The organism is Bacteroides graminisolvens DSM 19988 = JCM 15093 (genome assembly GCF_000428125.1).
Classification (GTDB): Bacteria; Bacteroidota; Bacteroidia; order Bacteroidales; family Bacteroidaceae; genus Bacteroides; species Bacteroides graminisolvens.
On record NZ_ATZI01000001.1, the window covers coordinates 368,835 to 392,139 of the forward strand.

Genomic DNA, 23,305 nt, shown 5'->3' on the forward strand with positions numbered 1-23,305 from the left:
ATTATTCATTTTATTTTGAACTATGACGATAAGGTTAAACAAAGTAACAAGAGATTTGAATGTGGGAATCACGACAGTTGTTGAGTTCTTGCAGAAAAAAGGGCATGCCATTGAAGCAAGCCCTAATGCTAAAATTACAGAGGAACAATATGCTATACTCGTGAAAGAATTCAGCACAGATAAAAACCTCAGACTAGAGTCTGAACGCTTTATTCAAGAGCGACAGACTAAAGACCGCAACAAAGGTTCTGTTGCGATAGAGGGTTATGATAAAGCTGAACCCGAGAAGCCTAAGACGGACAACATGATTAAAACGGTTGTTCCCGAAGAGGCACGTCCAAAGTTTAAACCTGTCGGCAAGATTGATTTGGATAATTTAAATAAAAAAGCAGATAAAACGCCCGAAGTGGTAGTTGAGAAGAAGGTTGAGGTAAAAACTGCAGAACCTGTTGCCGAACAGAAAGTAGAACCGAAAGAGGCAGTTGTAGAAAAAGTACAAATAGTAGAGACGGTTGTGATGGAAGAACCGGTTCTGAAACAAGAGCCCGTTGTTATTACACCCGATCCTGTTGCTGAAGTGCCTGTTGCTAAACCTGAGATTGCAAAAGAAACCCCTCAAGATGTAAATAAAGTGGAAGAAGTATTGCCTACTAAGAAGGTGGAAGACCAGAAAGAAGTAGTTTCTCAGACGGAACAGGCTGCCTCAAATGAAGAAGATGTGTTTAAAATCAGACCAACTGAGTTTGTCTCAAAAATCAATGTTATTGGTCAGATTGACTTGGCTGCGTTGAACCAGAATACACGTCCGAAGAAAAAGTCAAAAGACGAAAGGCGTCGTGAACGCGAAGAAAAAGATAAAGTTCGTCAGGATCAAAAGAAATTGATGAAAGAAGCCATCATCAAGGAAATCAGAAAAGACGATATTAAGGTCAATAAACCAGTGCCTAAAGAGACTGCGGAATCGGCTGCCAACAAAAAGAAACGCAATCGTATCAATAAAGAAAAAGTTGACATCAACAATGTTGCATCGAATTTTGCTCGTCCTATTCCTAATAGTGAAAAAGGCAAGGGTGGCAGTGCTCCACACCAAGGACAAGGTGGACAACCACAACAAGGTGGTGGCGGTGGAAACAATAAAAGCCGTAATAATAAAGACCGCTTCAAAAAGCCTGTTGTAAAACAAGAAGTCAGCGAGGAAGATGTAGCAAAACAGGTAAAAGAAACGTTGGCACGTCTTACCAGCAAAGGAAAGAATAAAACCTCTAAATACCGCAAGGAAAAAAGAGACAGTGCTTTCAGCAGACAACAAGAACTGGAAGACCAGGAAATGGCAGAAAGCAGAGTCTTGAAATTGACCGAGTTTGTTACGGCCAATGAATTGGCAAGCATGATGGATGTTTCTGTGAATCAAGTTATTGGTACTTGTATGAGTATCGGTATGATGGTGTCAATCAATCAACGCTTAGATGCTGAAACCATTAATCTGGTTGCTGAGGAATTCGGTTACAAGACAGAGTATGTTAGTGCAGAGCTAGCCCAAGCTATTGTGGAAGAAGAGGATGCTCCTGAAGACTTAAGACCTCGCGCCCCAATCGTAACTGTGATGGGACACGTTGACCACGGTAAGACTTCGTTGCTTGACTACATTCGCAAAGCAAATGTTATTGCAGGTGAAGCGGGTGGTATTACTCAGCATATTGGTGCTTACAACGTAACGTTGGAAGATGGACGTAAGATAACGTTCCTCGATACTCCGGGTCACGAAGCGTTTACCGCCATGCGTGCTCGTGGTGCTAAGGTAACTGATATTGCTATCATCATTGTAGCGGCAGACGATAACGTGATGCCTCAAACGAAGGAAGCAATCAACCACGCAATGGCTGCTGGTGTTCCTATTGTATTTGCTATCAATAAAGTTGATAAGCCAACTGCTAATCCAGATAGAATAAAGGAAGAACTAGCCAATATGAACTATCTTGTAGAAGAGTGGGGAGGTAAATATCAGTCGCAAGACGTTTCTGCTAAACAGGGACTGGGTATCAAGGAACTTATGGAAAAGGTATTGCTCGAGGCTGAGATGCTTGAACTAAAAGCTAATCCGGTTCGTCGCGCTACAGGTTCTATTATTGAATCTACCCTTGACAAAGGACGTGGTTACGTGGCAACTGTATTGGTATCGAATGGTACACTTAAGATGGGTGATATAGTTTTGGCCGGTACTCATTTTGGACGTGTTAAGGCTATGTTCAACGAACGTAATCAGCGAATTAAAGAAGCTGGACCATCAGAGCCTGTGTTGATATTGGGCTTGAACGGTGCGCCAACTGCCGGTGATACATTCCATGTTATTGAAACAGAGCAAGAAGCACGCGAAATTGCTAATAAGCGCGAGCAGTTGCAACGTGAACAAGGATTGCGTACGCAGAAAATTCTTACGCTTGATGAGCTGGGTCGTCGTATTGCATTGGGTAACTTTAAAGAGTTGAATATAATTGTTAAGGGTGACGTTGACGGTTCTATTGAGGCGTTGAGTGACTCGTTGATCAAACTTTCAACAGAGCAGATTCAGGTGAACGTAATCCACAAAGCAGTTGGACAAATTTCCGAGTCGGATGTTACACTTGCAGCAGCTTCAGATGCTATTATCATCGGCTTCCAGGTACGTCCTTCGGCTTCGGCTCGCAAATATGCTGAGCAAGAAGGTGTTGATATCCGCATGTACTCAATCATCTACGATGCTATAGAAGAAGTGAAAGCAGCGATGGAAGGAATGCTTGCTCCTGTAGTGAAAGAAGTTGTTACTTCTACTATCGAAGTTCGCGAAGTATTCCACATAACCAAGGTGGGTACAGTTGCCGGAGCTATGGTTAAGGAAGGTAAAGTGAAACGTTCAGACAAGGCTCGCCTTATTCGTGACGGTATTGTTATCTTCTCGGGTTCAATCAATGCTTTGAAACGTTTCAAAGACGATGTGAAGGAAGTAGCATTTAACTACGAGTGTGGTATTAGTCTCGTAAACTTCAACGACTTAAAAGTAGGCGATGTAATCGAAACATACGAAGAAGTAGAAGTGAAGCAGACTTTATAAATACAAAAGCACAAATGTGCTAATGTGCCAATATGCTTATTAGCCGATTCATTGAATCGGCTCACTTCAATAGGCATGTTGACACATTTTTTGTTATATGATATGAAATTGATAGATTGGTTTATACTCATTGTGTTGGGGATAGGTGCTTATCAGGGATTTATGAAAGGCTTTATCAACCAATTAGCTGCCATAGCCGGATTTATAGTAGGGCTTATTGCTGCCAAGATGCTTTATGCATCACTTGCAGAAAGACTATGCCCAACATTGACCGAGTCAATGACGCTTGCCCAGATAATATCTTTTATGGCTATCTGGATTGTGGTGCCTGTGTTATTTGGTATGGTAGGTATGTTTCTGACCAAGACGATGGATGTGATTCTGCTTGGTTGGGTAAATAAGTCGCTGGGAGCAGCGCTCGGACTGCTTAAAAATCTCATTCTGCTTATGTTGCTTATCAGCATACTTGAGTTCATAGACACGAGTAATCACCTCATCAGTCAAACAAAGAAGGCTGAATCAGTGTTATATTATCCCATAAGGAGTGTTGCAGGGGTGTTTTTCCCTGTAGCCAAACAAGTTTCGCAACAATATATTTTCAAATAGAATTATGCAACAGGAAGAACCTAACAAATATGTAAAGGAACTCACCCAAGAGAAATATAAGTATGGATTTACAACAGAAGTTCATACTGAAGTTATTGAAAAAGGGTTGAACGAGGATACAATTCGTTTAATCTCCTTCAAAAAGGGTGAGCCTGAATGGTTACTAGAGTTTAGGCTAAAAGCCTATCGTCATTGGTTAACAATGGAAATGCCTACCTGGCCTCATCTTAGAATTCCGGAAATAGATTATCAGTCCATTTCTTATTATGCTGACCCGACCAAGAAGAAAGAAGGTCCGAAGAGTATGGAAGAAGTTGACCCTGAATTAATTAAAACATTTAATAAGCTAGGTATACCTTTGGAGGAACAGATGGCGCTGAGCGGCATTGCCGTGGATGCGGTAATGGACTCCGTGTCTGTTAAGACTACCTTCAAAGATACGCTGATGGAAAAAGGAATTATTTTCTGTTCCTTTAGTGAAGCTGTTCGTGAACACCCCGACCTGATAAAGAAGTACTTGGGATCTGTGGTGGGCTATCGCGATAATTACTTTGCAGCGTTGAATTCAGCCGTTTTCTCTGACGGATCCTTTGTGTACATCCCCAAAGGAGTGCGCTGCCCCATGGAACTTTCTACCTATTTCCGTATCAATGCTGCCAATACCGGCCAATTTGAACGAACACTTATCGTTGCCGACGATGATTCGTATGTTTCCTATCTGGAAGGTTGTACGGCTCCCATGCGTGATGAGAACCAATTGCACGCAGCTATAGTGGAAATTATCGTGCATGATCGTGCGGAAGTGAAATACAGTACGGTACAAAACTGGTATCCGGGCGATGCCGAAGGCAAAGGCGGTGTTTATAACTTCGTTACCAAACGCGGCAATTGCAAAGGAGCAGGCAGTAAACTTTCGTGGACACAAGTAGAAACAGGTAGCGCTATTACATGGAAATATCCATCGTGCATACTAACGGGCGACAACTCTACCGCAGAGTTTTATAGCGTGGCCGTAACTAACAACTACCAGCAGGCCGATACCGGCACGAAGATGATTCATCTGGGGCGTAATACCCGCAGCACCATTGTGAGCAAAGGAATATCGGCAGGCAGAAGCGAGAACTCATACCGTGGATTGGTTCGTGTGGCCGAGAAAGCTGAGAATGCCCGTAACTATAGCCAGTGCGACTCTTTGTTGCTGGGCGATAAATGCGGGGCACACACATTCCCTTACATGGATATCCGCAACGAAACCGCTGTGGTTGAACACGAAGCTACTACCAGCAAAATCAGTGAAGATCAGATATTCTATTGCAATCAGCGAGGAATCAATACGGAAGATGCCGTAGGACTTATCGTGAACGGTTATGCCAAAGAGGTGCTCAACAAGCTACCAATGGAATTTGCCGTTGAAGCGCAAAAATTACTTTCCATCTCGTTAGAGGGAAGTGTAGGTTAATATAGTCTTGTTAATAGTTAATAGTATCAGATAAAATGTTAGAAATAAAAGATTTGCATGCCTCTATCAATGGCAAAGAGATATTAAAGGGTATCAACCTTTCAGTGAAACCCGGTGAGATTCATGCTATCATGGGACCAAACGGTTCCGGAAAGAGCACGTTAAGCAGTGTATTGGTTGGTAACCCCATGTTTGAGGTTACTAAAGGAAGCGTAGAATTTAGCGGAAAAGACCTGTTGGAACTGAGTCCCGAAGACCGCAGTCACGAAGGTATTTTCCTATCTTTCCAATATCCGGTTGAGATTCCCGGTGTGAGCATGGTTAACTTCATGCGTGCAGCGGTTAACGAGCAGAGAAAATACAAAGAACTTCCTCCGTTGTCGGCAAGTGAGTTCCTGAAGGTGATGCGTGAAAAACGTGCCATCGTTGAACTCGACAGCAAGTTGGCAAACCGAAGTGTAAACGAAGGTTTCAGCGGGGGCGAAAAGAAACGTAACGAGATTTTTCAGATGGCCATGCTTGAACCTAAGTTGAGCATTCTCGATGAAACCGATTCAGGCTTAGACATTGATGCTCTTCGCATTGTAGCCGAAGGCGTGAACAAACTGAAAAGCCCTGAAAACAGCTGCATCGTTATTACCCACTACCAACGCTTGCTTGATTACATCAAACCGGATGTAGTGCACGTGCTTTACAACGGACGCATTGTTAAAACTGCCGGTCCCGAGCTTGCTTTGGAACTGGAGGAAAAAGGTTACGACTGGATTAAGAAGGAATTAGGAGAATAGTTATGAGCGTAGAACAACAATATATAGACCTTTACACTCAGTGCAAATCTATGATTTGCAAGCACAGTGCAGAGGCGCTTAACGCTTTTCGGGATGAGGCCTTTAGCCATTTTAAGAGCTTAGGGTTTCCTACTAAAAAGCTAGAGCAGTATAAGTATACAGACCTAAGCAAGAGCTTTGCAATGGATTACGGATTGAACCTGAATCGTTTGGATATACCCGTAAACCCGTACGAAGTGTTTAAGTGCGATGTACCCAATATGAGTACTTCACTCTTCTTTGTGGTGAACGATTCATTCTATAAAAAAGAACTACCCAAATCAAATCTTCCCGAAGGAGTTGTGTTCAGCAGCTTGAATGACTTTGCGGCCGAGCACCCTGAGGTTATTGAAAAATATTATGCGAAGCTGGCCGATAACGCCACCGATGGCACTATTGCTTTCAATACTACTTTTGTGCAAGACGGTGTAGTGCTTTACGTGCCCAAGAATGTAGTCGTTGATAAAACCATTCAATTGGTGAACATATTGCGTAGCGATGTTAACTTCATGATGAATCGCCGTTTGCTGATCATTCTTGAAGACAATGCACAAGCGCGTCTGCTGGTTTGTGATCATGCGATGGATCCCGTTCACTTCCTGGTAACACAGGTTGCAGAGGTATACGTAGGCAAGAATGCACAGCTTGATTTGTATGAGCTTGAAGAAACTCATAACAACACGGTGCGTGTAAGCAATATGTTTGTTAATCAGGAGGCCGACAGCCGTCTTCTTCTGAATAACATGACACTGCATAACGGAACAACGCGCAACACAACCCGCGTTACCCTTTCGGGAAAAGGAGCCGACACCAATGTGTGCGGCATGGCCATAGCCGACAAGAGTCAGCACGTTGACAACAACACATTTATTGACCATGCAGTGCCCGACTGTACCAGCAACGAGCTCTTTAAATATGTACTCGATGACAGTGCCGTAGGCGCATTTGCAGGAACCATACTGGTTCGTCCCGATGCCCAACGCACCAGTTCGCAGCAAACCAACCGTAACCTTTGTGTTACCCGCAATGCGCGCATGTACACACAGCCCCAGCTGGAGATATATGCCGATGATGTGCGATGCAGTCACGGAGCAACGGTGGGACAGCTCGACGAGAACGCTTTGTTCTACATGCGTGCCCGCGGTATAGCCGAAAAGGAAGCCCGTTTGTTGCTGATGTTTGCCTTCGTCAACGAAGTAATTGATACCGTGCGTTTAGATGCACTTAAAGACAGATTGCACCTGTTGGTAGAAAAGAGATTCCGCGGGGAATTGAATAAATGCCAAGGATGTGCCATCTGCAAATAACCCCTTGATTACGATGGATATAACAAAAATAAGAGCAGATTTCCCGATACTATCCAGAGAGGTGTACGGCAAACCGCTCATCTACTTTGATAACGGTGCAACCACGCAGAAGCCCCGCTGTGTAGTAGATGCTATTGTGGACGAATACTACTCGGTGAACGCTAATGTTCACCGAGGCGTGCACTTCTTGTCGCAACAGGCTACCGAACTACATGAAGGCTCGCGCGAAACCGTACGCCGGTTTATTAACGCCCGTACTTCTGCCGAAGTCATCTTTACCCGCGGCACCACCGAAGCAATTAACTTGCTGGCCTTCTCTTTCGGAGAAGAATTTATGAAAGAAGGCGATGAGGTCATTATTTCGACCATGGAACACCACAGCAACATTGTTCCCTGGCAACTATTGGCTGCGCGTAAAGGCATCAGTATTAAGGTTATTCCGATGAACGACCGGGGCGAGCTTCTGCTCGACGAATATGAAAAGCTTTTTTCAGATCGCACCCGTATAGTCAGCATCGCCCATATCTCTAATGTGTTGGGCACCATCAATCCCGTGAAGGAGATGATTGCAACGGCACACGCACATGGAGTTCCTGTGCTGGTTGACGGTGCGCAATCCATTCCTCACATGCAAGTTGATATGCAAGACCTCGACGTTGATTTCTTTGCATTCTCCGGTCATAAAGTGTACGGACCTACCGGCGTAGGCGTTCTTTATGGAAAAGAAGAGTGGCTCGATAAACTGCCCCCCTATCAGGGAGGAGGCGAGATGATTCAAAGTGTGAGCTTTGAGAAAACCACATTCAATGAACTGCCTTTTAAGTTCGAAGCCGGAACGCCCGATTACATTGGCACCACCGGATTGGCGAAGGCGCTCGATTACGTTTCGGCTATCGGCTTGGAGCAAATCGCGGCTCACGAACACGAACTGACCATTTATGCCATGCAACGACTTGGTGAGATTGAAGGCATGCGCTTTCTGGGCGAAGCTGCCCACAAAAGCAGTGTTATTTCTTTCTTGGTGGGCAACATTCATCCGTTTGACATGGGCACCCTGCTCGATCGTTTGGGCATTGCCGTGCGTACGGGGCACCATTGTGCCGAACCGTTGATGAGGCGGTTGGGCATTGAGGGCACCGTTCGCGCATCATTCGCCATGTATAACACCAAAGAAGAGATTGATGCACTGGTGGCAGGTGTCGACAGGGTCAGGAAAATGTTCTAATCATTGCAACTTTTGGAGTATCACAAGCGTCTAATAAGTTATAAACTATAAAACGAAAAGAAGATGTTAATTACTACCACACCCACTATCGAAGGAAAACGAATAACCAACTATTACGGCATTGTTTCGGGCGAAACCATTATCGGTGCCAATGTATTTCGTGACTTATTTGCCAGTATTCGTGACATTGTAGGCGGTCGTTCAGGCTCTTATGAGGAAGTTCTTCGTGAGGCCAAAGAAACGGCTCTGCGTGAAATGCAGGATCAGGCGGCACGTATGGGAGCCAATGCCGTTATTGGTGTTGACCTTGATTATGAAACAGTTGGTGGCAGCGGCAGCATGTTGATGGTAACAGCGAGCGGCACTGCGGTTTATATTGAGTAGTATTCGTCAAAAACAACCGAGTTGTAGACTATTTTTCGGTTTTATTTTCATGAGAACACCGAAATAATTAGTCGGATACTTGACTTTGACAAGATAATATATTATCTTTGTCATCATAATCCTATAGTACATTCAAATTAATATAGGCGCAAAGGCAGGAGCTCAAACTCCTGCCTTTTTTCGTTATGTACGGTTCATTTTTCCACTCAGACGGTTGCTTATTACCATTTGCACGGTAGCAAAAGGTCCGCGAGAAACCGTCTCACGGCCAAGAGACGGTTTCTCATGACCCAAAAGACGGTTTCTCTTTTTAAATTGCTCGTTATCTTTTTCAAATCGGCCGTTATGTTTTTCAAAAAGTTGGTTATGTTTTGCCTGATTCTTCCTGGCGACTTATGCGACACTTCTCGTTAGTTAATAATGCATAAAGTTGCTCTTGACGAGATTTGGCTGATTAATGGGGTGAAGGGGGTGAGTAAGTAAAGTTATTTTCTATTACTTCTAACTGATAGCACCTATTTTGTAAATATCAAATTTGGTTGAACTCCTTGCTTGGAGTTCCGCTTTTTTTCGTTTCCTTGTTTTTACTTTAACACGATGAATAAAAGCGTATTAAACAGTCGTAATATATTGCAATGAAACGCATTGATGTTTTAGGAAAATGTTTAGCCTTGATTTGTTTTGATAAAATATATCTGACTATAAACTATAAAAACAACAAACCATGAAACAACTACTTTTTCTTCTTGCCGCAAGCTTTATGAGCATCAATGCTTTTCCATTTACACCTGAAATAAAGAATATTAAATTAAAAGACGGAGAGGAGATTACCGCTCGCCTTTGTCTGCCCGACACTGACGTGAAAACGATTGTTTTCTGTGTTCCCGGAACCGGACCAAGTACCTATCTGACCAAAAGAACTACCTTCAACTACTATGACGAGTTGGCTAATGGATTTTGTGAACAAGGGCTGGCTTTCTTTACTTATAATCGCCGAGGGTGCACAAATAGTGAAACACCTCCTTTGTTTGTTGACGTCGATTCCGTGAAATATGCAAAATATTGCCCCTTACAAGAGGCCGAAGATATCGAAGTCATGATTAGCTCTCTGGTGAAAGACCGAAGGTTCAAGAATTGCAAAATAATACTCTACGGAATAAGTGAAGGGACCATTATTGCACCTCTTGTAGCGGAAAGAAAAAAGGTGAGAGCCGACGCTCTATTATTGCATGGCTATGCCCATGATAATATGTTCGACATTATAAAATGGCAGAATCAGGGGCATGGAGTGATGATCATGGTGAATTCCATTTTCGATAAAGATAGCGATAAACGAATAAGCAAAGAAGAATACGAAGCGTCGGGTGAACAGTTGGCTCAACAAAGAGGCCATCTATTCCAAAACATGCCTTTTAATTCTTTAGACGTTGTAGCAGATGGTTTTATTGATATAAAAGATATTCAAAAGATGAGAGAACCTTTTCACGATTACCTCATGAAATGTGTTCAGAACAATAATTATCAATGGATAAAAACGAGCTACTTTAACATTACTCCCCATTGGTTTAAGTCTCACTTTGAACTGGAGCCCAATAAAACCCGACTTTTAAGGATTCAGATCCCTATCTATGTATTTCACGGAGAAGAAGATGCTAATGTTCCTGTAGAGAGTGTATCCGATTTAAAATCAAGATTTGATGTATGCAATAAGACGAACCTGAATGTATATATCTTTAAGAAACACAATCACGATTTAAATTTTCAGGATGTACTATCTCAAAAGAAATGGTCCGAGGGATTCGAGACAATATTTAAAGTGGCAAAAAGTATTTAAAGTAGAATCAATATATCATAAAATAAATATTAATAGCTATATTTGTATATTATATGATATGTTAAGCGTATGGTGAAGACTACAATGGGGAGCAAGCTCCCTCGAAAATTGGAACAAAAGATGCAGATTGTAGGTGAGCAAATTAAGCTGGCTCGTTTACGACGTAACCTCAGTGTGGCGCAAATTGCCGAACGGGCTACATGCTCACCGCTAACAGTAGGGCGTATTGAGAAAGGTGCGTCTACCGTTGCTATTGGAATTTATCTTCGTGTGCTTTACGCATTGCAATTAGATGATGATATTCTTTGGCTTGCTAAGGAGGATCAATTGGGAAAAGCCTTGCAAGATTTGAGTTTGAAGAATCGCGAGAGAGCATCCAAAAAGGAGTAAATAATGAAGAAGTTATTGGTTTATGCTGATTTTGAATGGCTAAAAGAAAGTCAACTCATTGGGGAGCTATGCTATGAATCATTGCGTGGTTCTGATAACTATAGCTTTACGTTCAATAGTGAATGGCTAAAGGATTATGGTAATCTGTGCCTAAGCGATGACTTGAATAGCTATCCGGGAATGCAACATACACAGCCGGGGAAAGATATTTTCGGATGTTTTTCTGATGCTTTGCCCGACCGCTGGGGACGTACCCTTTTGAACCGAAGGGAGCAAGTTTTGGCAAATGAGGAAGGGCGTCCGGCTAAACGCCTGTCTTCTTTTGATTACCTTATGGGTATCGATGACTTCTCACGCATGGGAGGCTTCCGATTCAAAGAAACTGTTGAAAGTGATTATATAAACACAACAAATACTCTTCGCATTCCACCTTTAACAAGTATCCGTGAACTCATGCACGCTAGTCATGAGATAGAAAAAAGTGAAGAAGAAAATCTACTACCGGAAAAGAAATGGTTGACACAATTGCTTCAACCGGGCTCTTCTTTGGGTGGTGCACGTCCCAAAGCAAGTGTAATTGATGCAGATAAAATTCTTTATATCGCTAAGTTCCCTTCACGTAAGGATGACTATGATATGGGGTTGTGGGAGCATTTCAGTCATTTGCTTGCAAAGAAAGCAGGTGTTAATGCGGCGTCTACACAGCTCATAGCCTCCAATGATAAACATCATACGTTGCTATCCAAACGTTTTGACAGAACTGATGCCGGGAAGCGAATACACTTTGCTTCGGCTATGACATTATTAGGTTTTGTTGATGGTGATAATGCTAGTACGGGACATGGTTATTTAGATATCGTAGATTTCATTTTACGAAACTGCACCAACGTGAGTGCCAATCTTCAAGAGCTTTTTCGTCGGGTAGCATTTAACATCTGCATCGGTAACTCTGATGATCATTTTCGTAACCATGGTTTCCTCCTCACAGCTAAAGGTTGGACACTTTCTCCTGCTTATGACATGAATCCAACATTAAATGAGTATCAAAGCTTGCTCATTTCGTCTTCTTCCAATAAAGCCGACCTACATATTCTGCTGAATGCTTGTGAAGATTATATGATACAGTATGATGTCGCAACAAAAATAATATCTGAAGTAATAGCAGCGATGAATGACCGGAAAGCGTTAGCGGCTCAATTGGGTATCGCAAAACGAGAGATGAATATGTTTGAGAACGTCTTTGCAAGTAGAATAGCTAATAAAACGCAGTAGCACCCAACAAGTATAAACTCTTAATTGGGTGCTACCTATTATATCAAAAAATGAATAGTTTATTTAATTTCGTCCCAAGCCGGAGGGTTTACCTTTAGCAGGTGACGAACAAAGAAATCAAACCTTTTGTGCTCTCCATAGTCACCGCCCATGGTGTGATTTACTCCGGGTAACACAACAAGCTCAAAGTCTTTATTTGCTTTAATCAAAGCATTGGCCACTTGCAGGGTTGAGGCCGGGTCAACATTATCGTCCATCTCACCTACCACGAGCATTAACGGGCGTTGAAGCAAATGAGCGTTGTACACGTTAGAGTATTCTTCGTACTCCTTGCCAATGGGGTAGCCCATCCATTGTTCGTTCCACCAGATTTTATCCATGCGATTGTCGTGACATCCGCAGGAGGAGTAGGCAGCTTTGTAAAACTCGGGGTGGAGGAGCACGGCGGTAGTCGATTCTTGTCCGCCTGCCGAGGCTCCAAATATGCCCACTCGCTCGGCATCCATATACGGATACTTGGCAGATGCTGCTTTTATCCATGCGATTCGATCGGGGAAACCGGCATCTTTGAGGTTTTTGTAGCACACATCTTCAAACGCTTTTGAGCGAAACGAAGTGCCCATGGCATCGAGTTGTACCACAATGAAGCCCAGTTCAGCCAAACTGGTCATGTTCCAGTTGTAAGCCAGGAAAGATTTGGGAGTATAATGGCTTCCGGGACCGGCGTAGATGTATTCAATAACGGGATATTTCTTGTTCGGGTCAAAATTTGTAGGCCTCACAATGATTCCCCACATATCGGTTTGTCCGTCACGACCTTTGGCGCAAAATACTTCCGGAGCTCTCCATCCGGCTTTTGTCAGCTCGGAGATGTCGGCTGTTTCTAACGGCATAACCACTTTCCCTTGTTCGGCTTCTTTCAGGATGGCTACAGGCGCTTTGTGTGCCAGCGAGTAAACATCGATGAAATATTTCCTGTCGGCCGAAAAGGTTGCCTGATGCATACCTTCTTCGGGAGTAAGGCAAGTCAGTCCGCTACCGTCAAAATGAATGCGATAGTAACGCAACAGATACGGATCTTCGTTGGGCACCATGCCGTTGGCCGAGAAGTATATGACGCGTTGTTCTTCATCCACATGCAATACTTCCCTAACATACCATTGTCCTTTTGTTATTTGATTGATTACTTTTCCGTTGTGGCGATCGTACAGATAAAGATGATTCCAATTGTCCCGCTCACTCATCCAGATTATCTCGTTGCCGTTTTGCAAGTCCTTACGGAAATAACGGGTGTAGTTCACGAAAGTGGGGCTTTTCTCTTCAATAATCGTTTGCACCTGTCCGGTTTCTGCCGATAATTCCAACACCCGATAGGTTTGATGCCCCCGTTCATTGTACTCAAACAGAATGGTCCGGCTTTGAGCATCCCAGTCCAAACCGTGTACATCAAACTGTTTGTCGAATAGCTTTGTATCCGGAATGCAAGCTTTACCTGTTTCCGTATGGAAGATGCAAGGGCGTCTGAAAGGTAGTGCGTCTCCCGGTTTGGTATATTCTCGCTTATGCAACTTGGGTTGAAGTTGGTCGGCCGGTGAAGATTCAACGAAGTAAATGAATCGTTTTTCGGCGGGACGGACTTTCATTGCGGCTATTTTTTTAGAATCGGGCGACCATTGCAGGTAAGCAGAGTAGAATTCTCCCGGGGAACCGTCGAAACTCATGGGCTTTTCGATTCCTGTTTTATTGTCCTTTACATATACATTGCTGTTTTTGATAAAGGCAGTTTGCTTACCGTCGGGCGATACCACCGGTTCTCCGGTTTGTTCGTCGGCAGCTTCTGCCCAATATCGGTTACTTGGTTTTTCGGGAACGCCTTCATCTTTCAAACTGCTTTTCTTTTCAGCGTAACTCCATCTATGGTTGTTGAAGATGAATTTCAATGTATCTAAGGAGGCGTTGACCGTTAATTGCTGAATGGGCAAGTTGTTGGCTTCTACTTTTGTAGCACTATGCTTCGACAGCAATGCAGCCAGTTTGGATTGATTGAACAGAGCTTTCTTACTTTTAGCTTGGGCATCAACCAATACGTACTGTTTCCCTTCGGGCGTATGGTTGGTGTACCAGCATTTGTGAGTGTTGCCAATCCACTGCGGACGAACATCTCCGTAATAAACTTTGTTGCTGAACTCTTTACGTAGTGCGTATGCTCTGCGGTAATCATCTGCCGTGCCTTGTGCGGAGAGAGTGCCCACCGGCTGCACGACCAATAATAGCCATGCACCGGTGTAGCTTATGAATTGTTTTATAAAAGGTTTCATTTGTGCGTTTTTTGTTATTCTACTTCCCATTCAAAAAGTCCGGAGGCATTACCGGCGGGAAGCTTTACTTCCAATTTCATCTCTTGAGTGGTAACGGGTGCGAAGATCACTTCATTGCCCACACCTTTCTCTGTTCCGTATTGGTTTGCCGACTCAACCTCAACCCATTGGTTTGCGCTGTTTTTGTAGTATAGCTTCCACCATTCCGGAACGCGACATCCACCCCAGGGAGCATCGTCATACCAGTATACGGTTGAACGCGAAAGGGTTTTGGGAGAGTTGAAGGAGTACGAAATCCATTCTGTTGTTCCTTCTTTAGGCCACCAATGGTAGTAAGGAGCGGAGCGGTCAAACTCGTCTCTCGGCAGCAGTCCGTCGTTGATGGCATTGATGGCTTTGACCATGTGCGAAGCAGAAACTTTGCTTTCTGATGCAACAGTAGGGGGCATAGCCGGACGAGTGGCATTGAGGTCAACGGGTAACCATACCGCCATTTCACCGCTACCACGGTGCGACCATGCATAGTAAGGAATCAGGTTGAGCCTCACATCTTTGGCCACTAAGCGGCCGTTGGCATCGTAGCTCAGTGTTTGTGCATCTGTTTGCAGCATGTTTATGCCGTATAATAGTTCGGGTTTGGAGAGGACTTCGAACTGTGGCTTCTTGTTCAACAGAATGCTTAGCACGCTAAAGTCGTTATCGGGCCACTCAGCACAGTAAACCAGCGGACCTCTTTCAATGGCAATTTTACCTCTGTCGGCTTCCACCAGCGGGTGAGCTTTAACGGTACGGGCTTCCATATCAAAATGTATCTCTACTGAGTCGCCCTTTTTCCAGCTTCGCTGAATGGTAAAGTATCCTTTTTCTTCAGTTGCCTCAACGGCTTTTCCGTTGACTTTGATGCTGTAATGAAGGTTTTTCTTATCTGTATAGCTGTATAAGTTGCCCGGTACTGCACTGTTCTTAACCCATCCGGGGATGCGGATTTTCAGATTGAACGTTTGTTTGCCTTTAGGTGATACGTTCAATTGAATGTTGCCCGACCAGGGGTAGTTTGTTTCTTGTTGTAAGTGTACTGTTTTACCATTCACTTTTACATCGGCGCTGTTGCCCATGAAGAGGTTTACGTAAACATCGTTGTTGTGAACGGCGTATACGTATCCCGGAACGGAGGGGATAAAGCGACAGATGTTGGACGGACAGCAGGCGCAACCAAACCAGGGCTGACGTTGGTGCTGACCAATAGACTCAAGCGGGTTAGGGTAGAAGAAGCCGCCTCCATCAAGAGATACACCGGAGATTAGTCCGTTGTAGAGTGTGCGCTCCAGCACATCGTAATACTTTGATTCACCGTGTAACAAGAACAATCTGTGATTAAGGTATACGTTACCAATAGCGGCACAGGTTTCGCAATAGGCCGACATGTTGGGCAGCTCGTAATTCTTTCCGAATGCTTCGCCGTGACTGGTGGCACCAATTCCGCCCGTAACATAGAGCTTTTTGGTCACTATATTATCCCATATCTTATCTATGGCATGAATGTAGGCTGTGTCTCCGGTAAGTGCGGCTACATCTGCCATGCCCGAATACATATAGGCGGCACGCACAGCATGCCCCACGGCCTCGTCTTGCTGAACAACCGGTTTGTGAGCCTGACTATATTCATCGGTGCGGGTGGTGTATCCTCTTTTATCAAGGAAGAACTTGGCTTGATTCAAGTACTTCTTGTCACCGGTTACCAAGTATAGTTTAGCCAATGCCATTTCGGCAATCTGGTGACCGGGAACTGCTACGGTTTGTCCCGGCTTGTCTCCAATTTCCCGACATACGCAGTCGGCATACTTAATCGCAATGTCAAGGAAATTGCGTTTTCCTGTAGCTTGATAATGTGCAATGGCACCCTCAACCATGTGCCCCAAATTATAAAATTCATGGCTTAAGTCTTCAACCTTTTCCCATCGTTTGCTTCCTGCCCATTCGTGTGGGTGTTTGGGATTTTGCGTACGTGCGGTGTAAAGGTAACCATCCGGTTCTTGCGCGGCAGCTACAATAACCAAAACGCTGTCAATGTATTTATCCAGCTTCTTATTGGGATACGTTTGCATTGAGTAACTGGCTCCTTCAATGGTTTTATACACGTCGGTATCATCAAAAGCCAATCCACCTACGGTAATGGTGTCACTAGGATGTGCTGCCCTGACAAAGTTCAGGTAGCGCCCTGTCTCTTCACATTTGCTGAATGCCAGCGGTATGGTTACTTCACGACTGGCATTAAGGCGTTGCCCCCAAAATGAATCGGTCACTTTCACAGCGGTAAAAGGCACCGGATTGACCGGATATCCTGTCTGTTCATGCTTCTTCTGAGCATTTGCTAACACAGTAGCCGAGGCTAGAATGATGGTAAATAGACTCTTTTTCATGGTATTCTTTATTATTAGTTACTTTTTAATTGTTGTTTTTTGCCTGGTTTGCTCATTTGGTAGTGTTGCAACACCTCTTCTTCTTGTATAACGCCTGCATACACTTTCAATGAATGAAGAAAACCGCTATACGGCCAGTCGCCAATGGCTGTTCTGCCCAAAGTTACGTACTTACTTTCAGGTAAAAGCAAGACAATATCCTTTTCTTTAATCTTTTTACCGTTCGCAGTGAAAAATCACACCGCAGCGAGGTTCTTTACCATTGCACAGCATGATTTTTTGTAATTCTCCTTCTGAAGATGTCAGGTCGGCTATACGTCTCTCAGTCAGGAAACGCCTTGCTTTATAGTCGTTAGCCTGAATCTCGAGTAGTAGCTCCGGCTGATTTCGCTCTCAAGCATAAAAAAGTGTAAACAGTTTGTTGCTTTACCTAAAGGGAACAGTCTTTTTTTTCGGAATAATTCATCCGAATGTTTTTTTATGAAATATTTCATTGTTTATCTCATTGATAATGAATATTTTTAAGCCATTGAACCTCTAAATTAATATTCTATGGATAGCTTACTTTTTTTGATGATTCCCCTGTCGGCTTTTGCAGCCCTGTGTTTTGCCTATTATTTTCATAAACAGATGATGAAGGAGAGTGAAGGCACTCCTCAGATGGTAAAAATAGCGGCTGCAGTACGTAAAGGGGCGATGTCTTACCTGAAGCAGCAATATAAAGTTGTTGCTTTTGTCTTTTTGGGATTGGTTATCTTGTTCTCCATCATGGCTTACGGATTTCAGGTACAGAACCCATGGGTGCCTGTGGCTTTTCTAACAGGCGGTTTCTTTTCCGGCTTATCGGGCTTTTTGGGAATGAAAACGGCGACTTATGCTTCTGCTCGTACAGCGAATGCCGCACGTACTTCTCTGAATGCCGGTTTGCGTATTGCTTTCCGAAGCGGTGCGGTGATGGGGCTCGTCGTTGTTGGCTTGGGACTGCTTGATATCGCTTTCTGGTATTTGCTGTTAAATGCAGTAATTCCTGCCGATGTGTTTTCACCTACACATAAGTTGTGTATCATTACAACAACCATGCTGACATTTGGTATGGGAGCCAGCACACAAGCTTTGTTTGCTCGTGTTGGTGGTGGTATTTATACCAAAGCGGCCGATGTAGGGGCCGATTTGGTGGGTAAGGTGGAAGCCGGGATCCCCGAAGACGATCCGCGAAATCCTGCTACCATAGCAGATAATGTAGGTGATAATGTGGGTGATGTGGCCGGAATGGGAGCCGATTTGTACGAATCATACTGTGGCTCTATCTTAGCCACTGCGGCGTTAGGGGCCGCTGCTTTTATTCATACGGCCGACGCGGCAATGCAGTTCAAAGCTGTCATAGCGCCTATGTTGATTGCTGCCGTGGGCATATTGCTTTCTATTGCCGGAATATTCTCAGTTCGTACCAAAGAGAATGCCACCATGAAAGATTTGCTGAATTCCCTGGCGTTTGGAACCAACTTAAGTTCTGTGCTAATTGTGGCTGCTACTTTCTTTATTCTCTGGTTACTACAGATTGATAACTGGATGTATATTTCTTGTTCGGTGGTTGTAGGGCTGATTGTTGGAATTATTATCGGACGCTCTACGGAATATTATACTTCACAGTCATATAAGCCCACCAGGTATCTAGCTGAGAGCGGCAAAACAGGACCGGCTACGGTCATTATTTCAGGTATTGGATTGGGTATGTTGTCGACTGCAATTCCTGTCTTGGCTGTTGTAGTGGGCATTATTGCTTCCTACTTGTTTGCTTCCGGCTTTGATTTTGCCAACGTGGGCATGGGGTTGTATGGCATAGGTATTGCGGCAGTAGGGATGCTTTCAACTTTGGGTATTACGCTGGCTACTGATGCTTATGGCCCTATAGCCGACAATGCAGGAGGCAATGCCGAGATGTCGGCTTTGGGCGAAGAGGTAAGAAAGCGAACAGATGCTCTCGACTCGTTGGGTAATACGACTGCCGCTACGGGGAAAGGGTTTGCTATTGGTTCGGCTGCGCTGACGGGTTTGGCTTTGCTGGCTTCTTATGTGGAAGAAATCCGTATCGGACTTACCCGTTTGGGTACAATGGAAATAGCGTTGCCGCATGGGGGAGCTATTAAAACTGCCGATGCTACTTTTGTCGATTTCATGGATTATTATAATGTAACACTGATGAATCCGAAAGTTCTCTCGGGAATGTTTATCGGATCGATGATGGCGTTCCTGTTTTGCGGATTAACGATGAATGCTGTAGGCCGTGCGGCCGGACACATGGTCGATGAGGTGCGCAGGCAGTTTAGAGAAATCAAGGGGATTCTCACCGGAGAAACAGAACCTGATTATGAACGTTGTGTAGCTATCTCTACCAAAGGTGCACAAAAGGAAATGGTGCTTCCTTCTATTCTGGCTATTATTGCTCCCATAGCAACCGGATTGATATTTGGTGTGCCCGGTGTGTTGGGGTTGCTTATCGGAGGATTAAGTAGTGGCTTTGTTCTTGCCATCTTTATGGCCAATGCCGGTGGTGCATGGGATAATGCCAAGAAGTTTGTTGAAGAAGGTAACTTAGGCGGTAAAGGTGGAGAAGTTCACAAGGCTACTGTGGTTGGTGATACCGTTGGCGATCCTTTTAAAGATACCTCGGGCCCCAGCTTGAACATTCTTATTAAGTTAATGAGCATGGTAGCTATTGTTATGGCGGGACTCACCGTTGCCTGGAGTTTATTCTGATCGTTGTTTTGCGGACTAAGATGGTTCTTTTTCTGATAGCTTGTATTTCTTTGAAGAGAAGAATTGTATCTTTGTCCGCAAAATCTTTTTGTATGCTATTACCCTATTTGAATAAAGGACTGATTGAAGCCGGTTGTGATGAAGCCGGACGCGGATGTTTGGCCGGATCAGTTTACGCGGCAGCGGTTATATTACCTCCCGACTTCAAGAATGAATTATTGAACGATTCCAAACAACTGACCGAAAAACAACGTTATTTGCTCCGCGAAGTGGTAGAGAAAGAATCTATTGCATGGGCCGTCGGCGTTGTTACGCCTCAGGAAATAGATAAAATCAACATATTGAATGCTTCTTTTCTGGCTATGCATCGGGCTGTCGATCAATTAAAGATCCGGCCGGAACATTTAATTATTGACGGAAACCGATTCAAAGCATATCCTTCCATTCCTCATACTACTGTGATCAAAGGCGATGGCAAGTATCTTTCTATTGCAGCAGCCTCTATTTTGGCAAAAACATACCGTGACGATTACATGAATGGTTTGCACGAAGAATTCCCTTGCTATGATTGGGATCACAACAAGGGTTATCCTACTAAGAAGCACCGTGCCGCAATTGCGGTTAATGGCCCTTCGCCTTATCATCGGTTGAGTTATAACCTACTGGGTGACGCGCAACTGGAACTGTTTTAAAACCATTTGATTCTTTTGAAAATAACGAATGCAAGGGCAGACAGAAACACGGATGATAATACAATGATGGCAAATGCATGTGGTATGGTATCCAAATGAATATCAACATTCATCCCGTAAAAACTGGCAATGAGTGTGGGAACCATCAGGATAATTGAAATACTGGTCATTCGTTTCATGATGGTATTCACGTTGTTTGATATGATGGATGCAAAAGCATCCATTGTTCCCGTTAAAATGTCACTGTATATATTTACTGTGTTATACGCCTGCCTGAGTTCGGTGATAACGTCTTCCATCAGCTCCTCGTCCAAGTACTCTGGTTCTTGAAAGATACTTTTTAACTTACCGATCATGATTTCGTTGCCGCGAATGGAGGTGTTGAAATAGACCAATGTCTTTTGAAGTTTCATAAGACGAAGCAAGTCTTCGTTACGAATGCTCCGTTCAAGTTCCTTTTCCGCACTTGTCACATCGTTGTTTATTTGCTTCAGGTATTTTAGAAACCATACAGCTGAAGAGTAAATAAGACGTAATATAAGATCGAACTTATTGCGTACGATGAGGTTCTTGCGACGTGTGTAGCTTATAAAATCAGGAATAATTTCAGTATGATGATAGCATACTGAAATGGTAATTTCGTTGTTTGTAATAATACCAATAGGCACGGTTGTAAACGGAATACCATTTTGGGGACTCTGCATGGGGATGCGGATGATGGTTAGCAGCCAGTTCTCTTCTGTCTCGGTTCTTGGGCGCTCATCTGTATCGGCAATATCTCTAAGAAAAGACTCGGGTACTCCCAGTTTATTGAGTAGAAATTGAAAATCGCCTTCGTCGGGACAAACTACGTTAATCCAGCAGTTAGGCTGCCAGTTCGGCTTTTCGACAAAGCCGGCCTCACAATAAAGATAGGTTCTCATTATTGCCTCCTTTCGTTAGTTGGTCGAGCAGAGACAGCATGAGTGTGACTCTGTTCGCTTTAGTTCATATTATCTTTGCACGTTCGCGGGTTTGAATCGTCCATATTTTTATTTATGATTTTTTGCAGCACAAAAGTAGATAAATCATTTGAATTAAAGCTCGTTAACGGCCTTTTTTTGTAACTTTGCCTCCGAAAAAATAAGGAATCTATAAACTAACATAATTATGAGTAAAAAAGCCCTTTTAATGATTCTCGACGGTTGGGGAATCGGAAATCACGGAAAAGCTGATGTTATTTTCAATACTCCTACTCCTTATTGGGATTATTTAGTAAAAACCTATCCCAATTCACAACTACAGGCCAGTGGCGAAAATGTAGGTTTGCCCGATGGTCAAATGGGAAATTCTGAGGTCGGTCACCTCAACATCGGTGCGGGCCGTGTGGTTTATCAGGACTTGGTGAAGATTAACCTGGCTTGTCGCGACAATAGCATTATGCAAAACCCTGGAGTCGTTGCGGCTTTTACGTATGCCAAAGAGAATGGCAAAAATATTCATTTCATGGGGTTGACTTCTGACGGTGGAGTACATAGCTCTCTCGATCATTTGTTTAAGCTTTGTGATATAGCCAAAGAATATGGTATTGAGAATGCATTTGTTCACTGTTTTATGGATGGTCGTGATACAGACCCTAAAAGCGGAAAAGGCTTTATTGAGCAGCTGGATGCATACTGCCAGGCTTCTGCCGGCAAGATTGCTTCCATCATAGGCCGTTATTATGCTATGGACCGTGACAAACGTTGGGAACGTGTGAAAGAAGCTTATGATTTGTTGGTAAACGGAACCGGTAAAAAAGCAACCTGCATGGTTGAGGCTGTACAGGAGTCTTATGATGAAGGTGTTACTGACGAGTTTATTAAGCCTATTGTAAACGCTAACTTCGACGGAAGAATTAAAGAAGGTGACGTGGTTATTTTCTTTAATTACCGTAACGACCGTGCTAAAGAGCTGACCGTTGTTTTAACTCAGCAAGATATGCCGGAAGCCGGAATGCAAACAGTGCCGGGACTTCAGTATTACTGTATGACTCCTTACGATGCTTCATTTAAAAATGTGCACGTATTGTTCGATAAAGACAATGTAGAAAATACATTGGGCGAATATCTGTCTAAACAAGGTAAATCTCAGTTGCACATTGCAGAAACTGAAAAGTATGCACACGTAACTTTCTTCTTCAATGGTGGTCGTGAAACTCCTTACGAAGGAGAAGAACGTATCTTGGTAGCATCACCTAAGGTTGCTACTTACGACTTAAAGCCAGAGATGAGTGCTTATGAAGTGAAAGATAAGTTGGTAGCTGCTATCAATGAAAATAAATTCGATTTTATTGTTGTAAACTATGCAAACGGTGACATGGTTGGTCACACCGGTGTATATGAAGCAATTGAAAAGGCTGTAACTGCTGTTGACACTTGTGTAAAAGAAACCATTGAGGCGGCTAAAGCGCAAGGCTATGAGGCTATCATCATTGCCGATCACGGAAATGCTGATAATGCGGTTAACGAAGATGGCAGCCCTAACACAGCTCACTCGCTCAATCCCGTTCCTTGTGTTTATGTTTCTGAGAACACGAATGCAGTGGTTGAAAACGGACGTTTGGCGGATGTGGCTCCAACTATCTTGAAACTGATGGGCTTGGAAGCTCCTAAAGAGATGACTGGAAAGGTTTTAGTGAAATAAGAAATTTCTCTTGAGTAATTATAACGGGAGATTCATTCTCCCGTTTTTTTATGTTGTATATG

Annotated in this window: 17 protein-coding genes; 13 read left to right on the forward strand and 4 right to left on the reverse strand. The window is 43.7% G+C overall.

Annotated features, from left to right (window positions below; translation table 11 throughout):
* Positions 1-22 precede the first annotated feature (22 nt).
* The 10 genes from infB (at position 23) to C511_RS0101560 (ending at position 12,392) form a co-directional block, all read left to right on the forward strand.
* Complete coding sequence (gene infB / locus C511_RS0101510) at positions 23-3,088, forward strand: translation initiation factor IF-2 (protein WP_024995406.1); 3,066 nt, start codon at positions 23-25, stop codon at positions 3,086-3,088.
* A 102-nt stretch (positions 3,089-3,190) separates the two neighbouring features.
* A complete protein-coding gene (locus tag C511_RS0101515; RefSeq protein WP_027317688.1) occupies positions 3,191-3,694 on the forward strand; it encodes a CvpA family protein in 504 nt (167 codons plus the stop codon).
* A 4-nt stretch (positions 3,695-3,698) separates the two neighbouring features.
* Positions 3,699-5,153 carry a Fe-S cluster assembly protein SufB gene (gene sufB / locus C511_RS0101520; RefSeq protein WP_024995405.1) on the forward strand — a complete coding sequence of 485 codons (1,455 nt, stop codon included), beginning with the start codon at positions 3,699-3,701 and terminating at the stop codon, positions 5,151-5,153.
* 35 nt (positions 5,154-5,188) lie between these two features.
* On the forward strand, positions 5,189-5,941 hold the full coding sequence (gene sufC, locus C511_RS0101525; RefSeq protein ID WP_024995404.1) for a Fe-S cluster assembly ATPase SufC: 753 nt from the start codon (positions 5,189-5,191) through the stop codon (positions 5,939-5,941).
* A 2-nt stretch (positions 5,942-5,943) separates the two neighbouring features.
* Positions 5,944-7,287 carry a Fe-S cluster assembly protein SufD gene (gene sufD / locus C511_RS0101530; RefSeq protein ID WP_024995403.1) on the forward strand — a complete coding sequence of 448 codons (1,344 nt, stop codon included), beginning with the start codon at positions 5,944-5,946 and terminating at the stop codon, positions 7,285-7,287.
* Between the two features lie 13 nt (positions 7,288-7,300).
* The gene (locus C511_RS0101535) at positions 7,301-8,512 is read left to right on the forward strand and encodes an aminotransferase class V-fold PLP-dependent enzyme (RefSeq protein WP_027317689.1); all 1,212 of its coding nucleotides are present in this window, start codon (positions 7,301-7,303) and stop codon (positions 8,510-8,512) included.
* Between the two features lie 63 nt (positions 8,513-8,575).
* A complete protein-coding gene (locus tag C511_RS0101540) occupies positions 8,576-8,896 on the forward strand; it encodes a heavy metal-binding domain-containing protein (protein WP_024995402.1) in 321 nt (106 codons plus the stop codon).
* A 724-nt stretch (positions 8,897-9,620) separates the two neighbouring features.
* The gene (locus C511_RS0101550) at positions 9,621-10,730 is read left to right on the forward strand and encodes a lysophospholipase (protein WP_148297671.1); all 1,110 of its coding nucleotides are present in this window, start codon (positions 9,621-9,623) and stop codon (positions 10,728-10,730) included.
* Between the two features lie 69 nt (positions 10,731-10,799).
* Positions 10,800-11,120 carry a helix-turn-helix domain-containing protein gene (locus C511_RS0101555; RefSeq protein WP_081698248.1) on the forward strand — a complete coding sequence of 107 codons (321 nt, stop codon included), beginning with the start codon at positions 10,800-10,802 and terminating at the stop codon, positions 11,118-11,120.
* A 3-nt stretch (positions 11,121-11,123) separates the two neighbouring features.
* Positions 11,124-12,392 carry a type II toxin-antitoxin system HipA family toxin gene (locus tag C511_RS0101560; RefSeq protein ID WP_024995399.1) on the forward strand — a complete coding sequence of 423 codons (1,269 nt, stop codon included), beginning with the start codon at positions 11,124-11,126 and terminating at the stop codon, positions 12,390-12,392.
* A gap of 59 nt (positions 12,393-12,451) precedes the next feature.
* Here C511_RS0101560 and C511_RS0101565 read toward each other — a convergent pair whose 3' ends face one another.
* From C511_RS0101565 to C511_RS17670, 3 genes are read right to left on the reverse strand one after another with little or no spacing between them, the layout of a single operon-like run.
* Positions 12,452-14,710, reverse strand: a complete 2,259-nt coding sequence (locus tag C511_RS0101565) for a S9 family peptidase (protein ID WP_051260427.1) — start codon at positions 14,708-14,710, stop codon at positions 12,452-12,454.
* A gap of 14 nt (positions 14,711-14,724) precedes the next feature.
* Complete coding sequence (locus C511_RS0101570) at positions 14,725-17,130, reverse strand: glycoside hydrolase family 127 protein (protein WP_024995398.1); 2,406 nt, start codon at positions 17,128-17,130, stop codon at positions 14,725-14,727.
* A 14-nt stretch (positions 17,131-17,144) separates the two neighbouring features.
* Positions 17,145-17,321 (reverse strand): hypothetical protein, encoded by a 177-nt coding sequence (locus tag C511_RS17670; protein ID WP_154657444.1) that lies wholly within the window; start codon positions 17,319-17,321, stop codon positions 17,145-17,147.
* A gap of 361 nt (positions 17,322-17,682) precedes the next feature.
* On the opposite strand from C511_RS17670, the gene C511_RS0101580 reads away from it, so the two are divergent.
* Positions 17,683-19,887 (forward strand): sodium-translocating pyrophosphatase, encoded by a 2,205-nt coding sequence (locus C511_RS0101580; RefSeq protein WP_027317691.1) that lies wholly within the window; start codon positions 17,683-17,685, stop codon positions 19,885-19,887.
* 92 nt (positions 19,888-19,979) lie between these two features.
* Entirely contained in the window at positions 19,980-20,579 is a 600-nt protein-coding gene (locus C511_RS0101585) for a ribonuclease HII (RefSeq protein ID WP_024995397.1), read from the forward strand.
* Here the strand turns inward: C511_RS0101585 and C511_RS0101590 are convergent.
* The gene (locus C511_RS0101590; protein WP_024995396.1) at positions 20,576-21,502 is read right to left on the reverse strand and encodes a magnesium transporter CorA family protein; all 927 of its coding nucleotides are present in this window, start codon (positions 21,500-21,502) and stop codon (positions 20,576-20,578) included. The genes C511_RS0101585 and C511_RS0101590 overlap by 4 nt on opposite strands.
* Before the next feature lie 226 nt (positions 21,503-21,728).
* Here C511_RS0101590 and gpmI point away from each other — a divergent pair, with 226 nt between their 5' ends.
* On the forward strand, positions 21,729-23,243 hold the full coding sequence (gene gpmI / locus C511_RS0101595) for a 2,3-bisphosphoglycerate-independent phosphoglycerate mutase (RefSeq protein ID WP_024995395.1): 1,515 nt from the start codon (positions 21,729-21,731) through the stop codon (positions 23,241-23,243).
* Positions 23,244-23,305: the final 62 nt, after the last annotated feature.

Coding starts and splice junctions, on each gene's coding strand:
- infB (WP_024995406.1), top strand. CDS start 23: ATGACGATAAGGTTAAACAAAGTAACAAGAGATTTGAATGTGGGAATC.
- C511_RS0101515 (WP_027317688.1), top strand. CDS start 3,191: ATGAAATTGATAGATTGGTTTATACTCATTGTGTTGGGGATAGGTGCT.
- sufB (WP_024995405.1), top strand. CDS start 3,699: ATGCAACAGGAAGAACCTAACAAATATGTAAAGGAACTCACCCAAGAG.
- sufC (WP_024995404.1), top strand. CDS start 5,189: ATGTTAGAAATAAAAGATTTGCATGCCTCTATCAATGGCAAAGAGATA.
- sufD (WP_024995403.1), top strand. CDS start 5,944: ATGAGCGTAGAACAACAATATATAGACCTTTACACTCAGTGCAAATCT.
- C511_RS0101535 (WP_027317689.1), top strand. CDS start 7,301: ATGGATATAACAAAAATAAGAGCAGATTTCCCGATACTATCCAGAGAG.
- C511_RS0101540 (WP_024995402.1), top strand. CDS start 8,576: ATGTTAATTACTACCACACCCACTATCGAAGGAAAACGAATAACCAAC.
- C511_RS0101550 (WP_148297671.1), top strand. CDS start 9,621: ATGAAACAACTACTTTTTCTTCTTGCCGCAAGCTTTATGAGCATCAAT.
- C511_RS0101555 (WP_081698248.1), top strand. CDS start 10,800: ATGGTGAAGACTACAATGGGGAGCAAGCTCCCTCGAAAATTGGAACAA.
- C511_RS0101560 (WP_024995399.1), top strand. CDS start 11,124: ATGAAGAAGTTATTGGTTTATGCTGATTTTGAATGGCTAAAAGAAAGT.
- C511_RS0101565 (WP_051260427.1), bottom strand. CDS start 14,710: ATGAAACCTTTTATAAAACAATTCATAAGCTACACCGGTGCATGGCTA.
- C511_RS0101570 (WP_024995398.1), bottom strand. CDS start 17,130: ATGAAAAAGAGTCTATTTACCATCATTCTAGCCTCGGCTACTGTGTTA.
- C511_RS0101580 (WP_027317691.1), top strand. CDS start 17,683: ATGGATAGCTTACTTTTTTTGATGATTCCCCTGTCGGCTTTTGCAGCC.
- C511_RS0101585 (WP_024995397.1), top strand. CDS start 19,980: ATGCTATTACCCTATTTGAATAAAGGACTGATTGAAGCCGGTTGTGAT.
- C511_RS0101590 (WP_024995396.1), bottom strand. CDS start 21,502: ATGAGAACCTATCTTTATTGTGAGGCCGGCTTTGTCGAAAAGCCGAAC.
- gpmI (WP_024995395.1), top strand. CDS start 21,729: ATGAGTAAAAAAGCCCTTTTAATGATTCTCGACGGTTGGGGAATCGGA.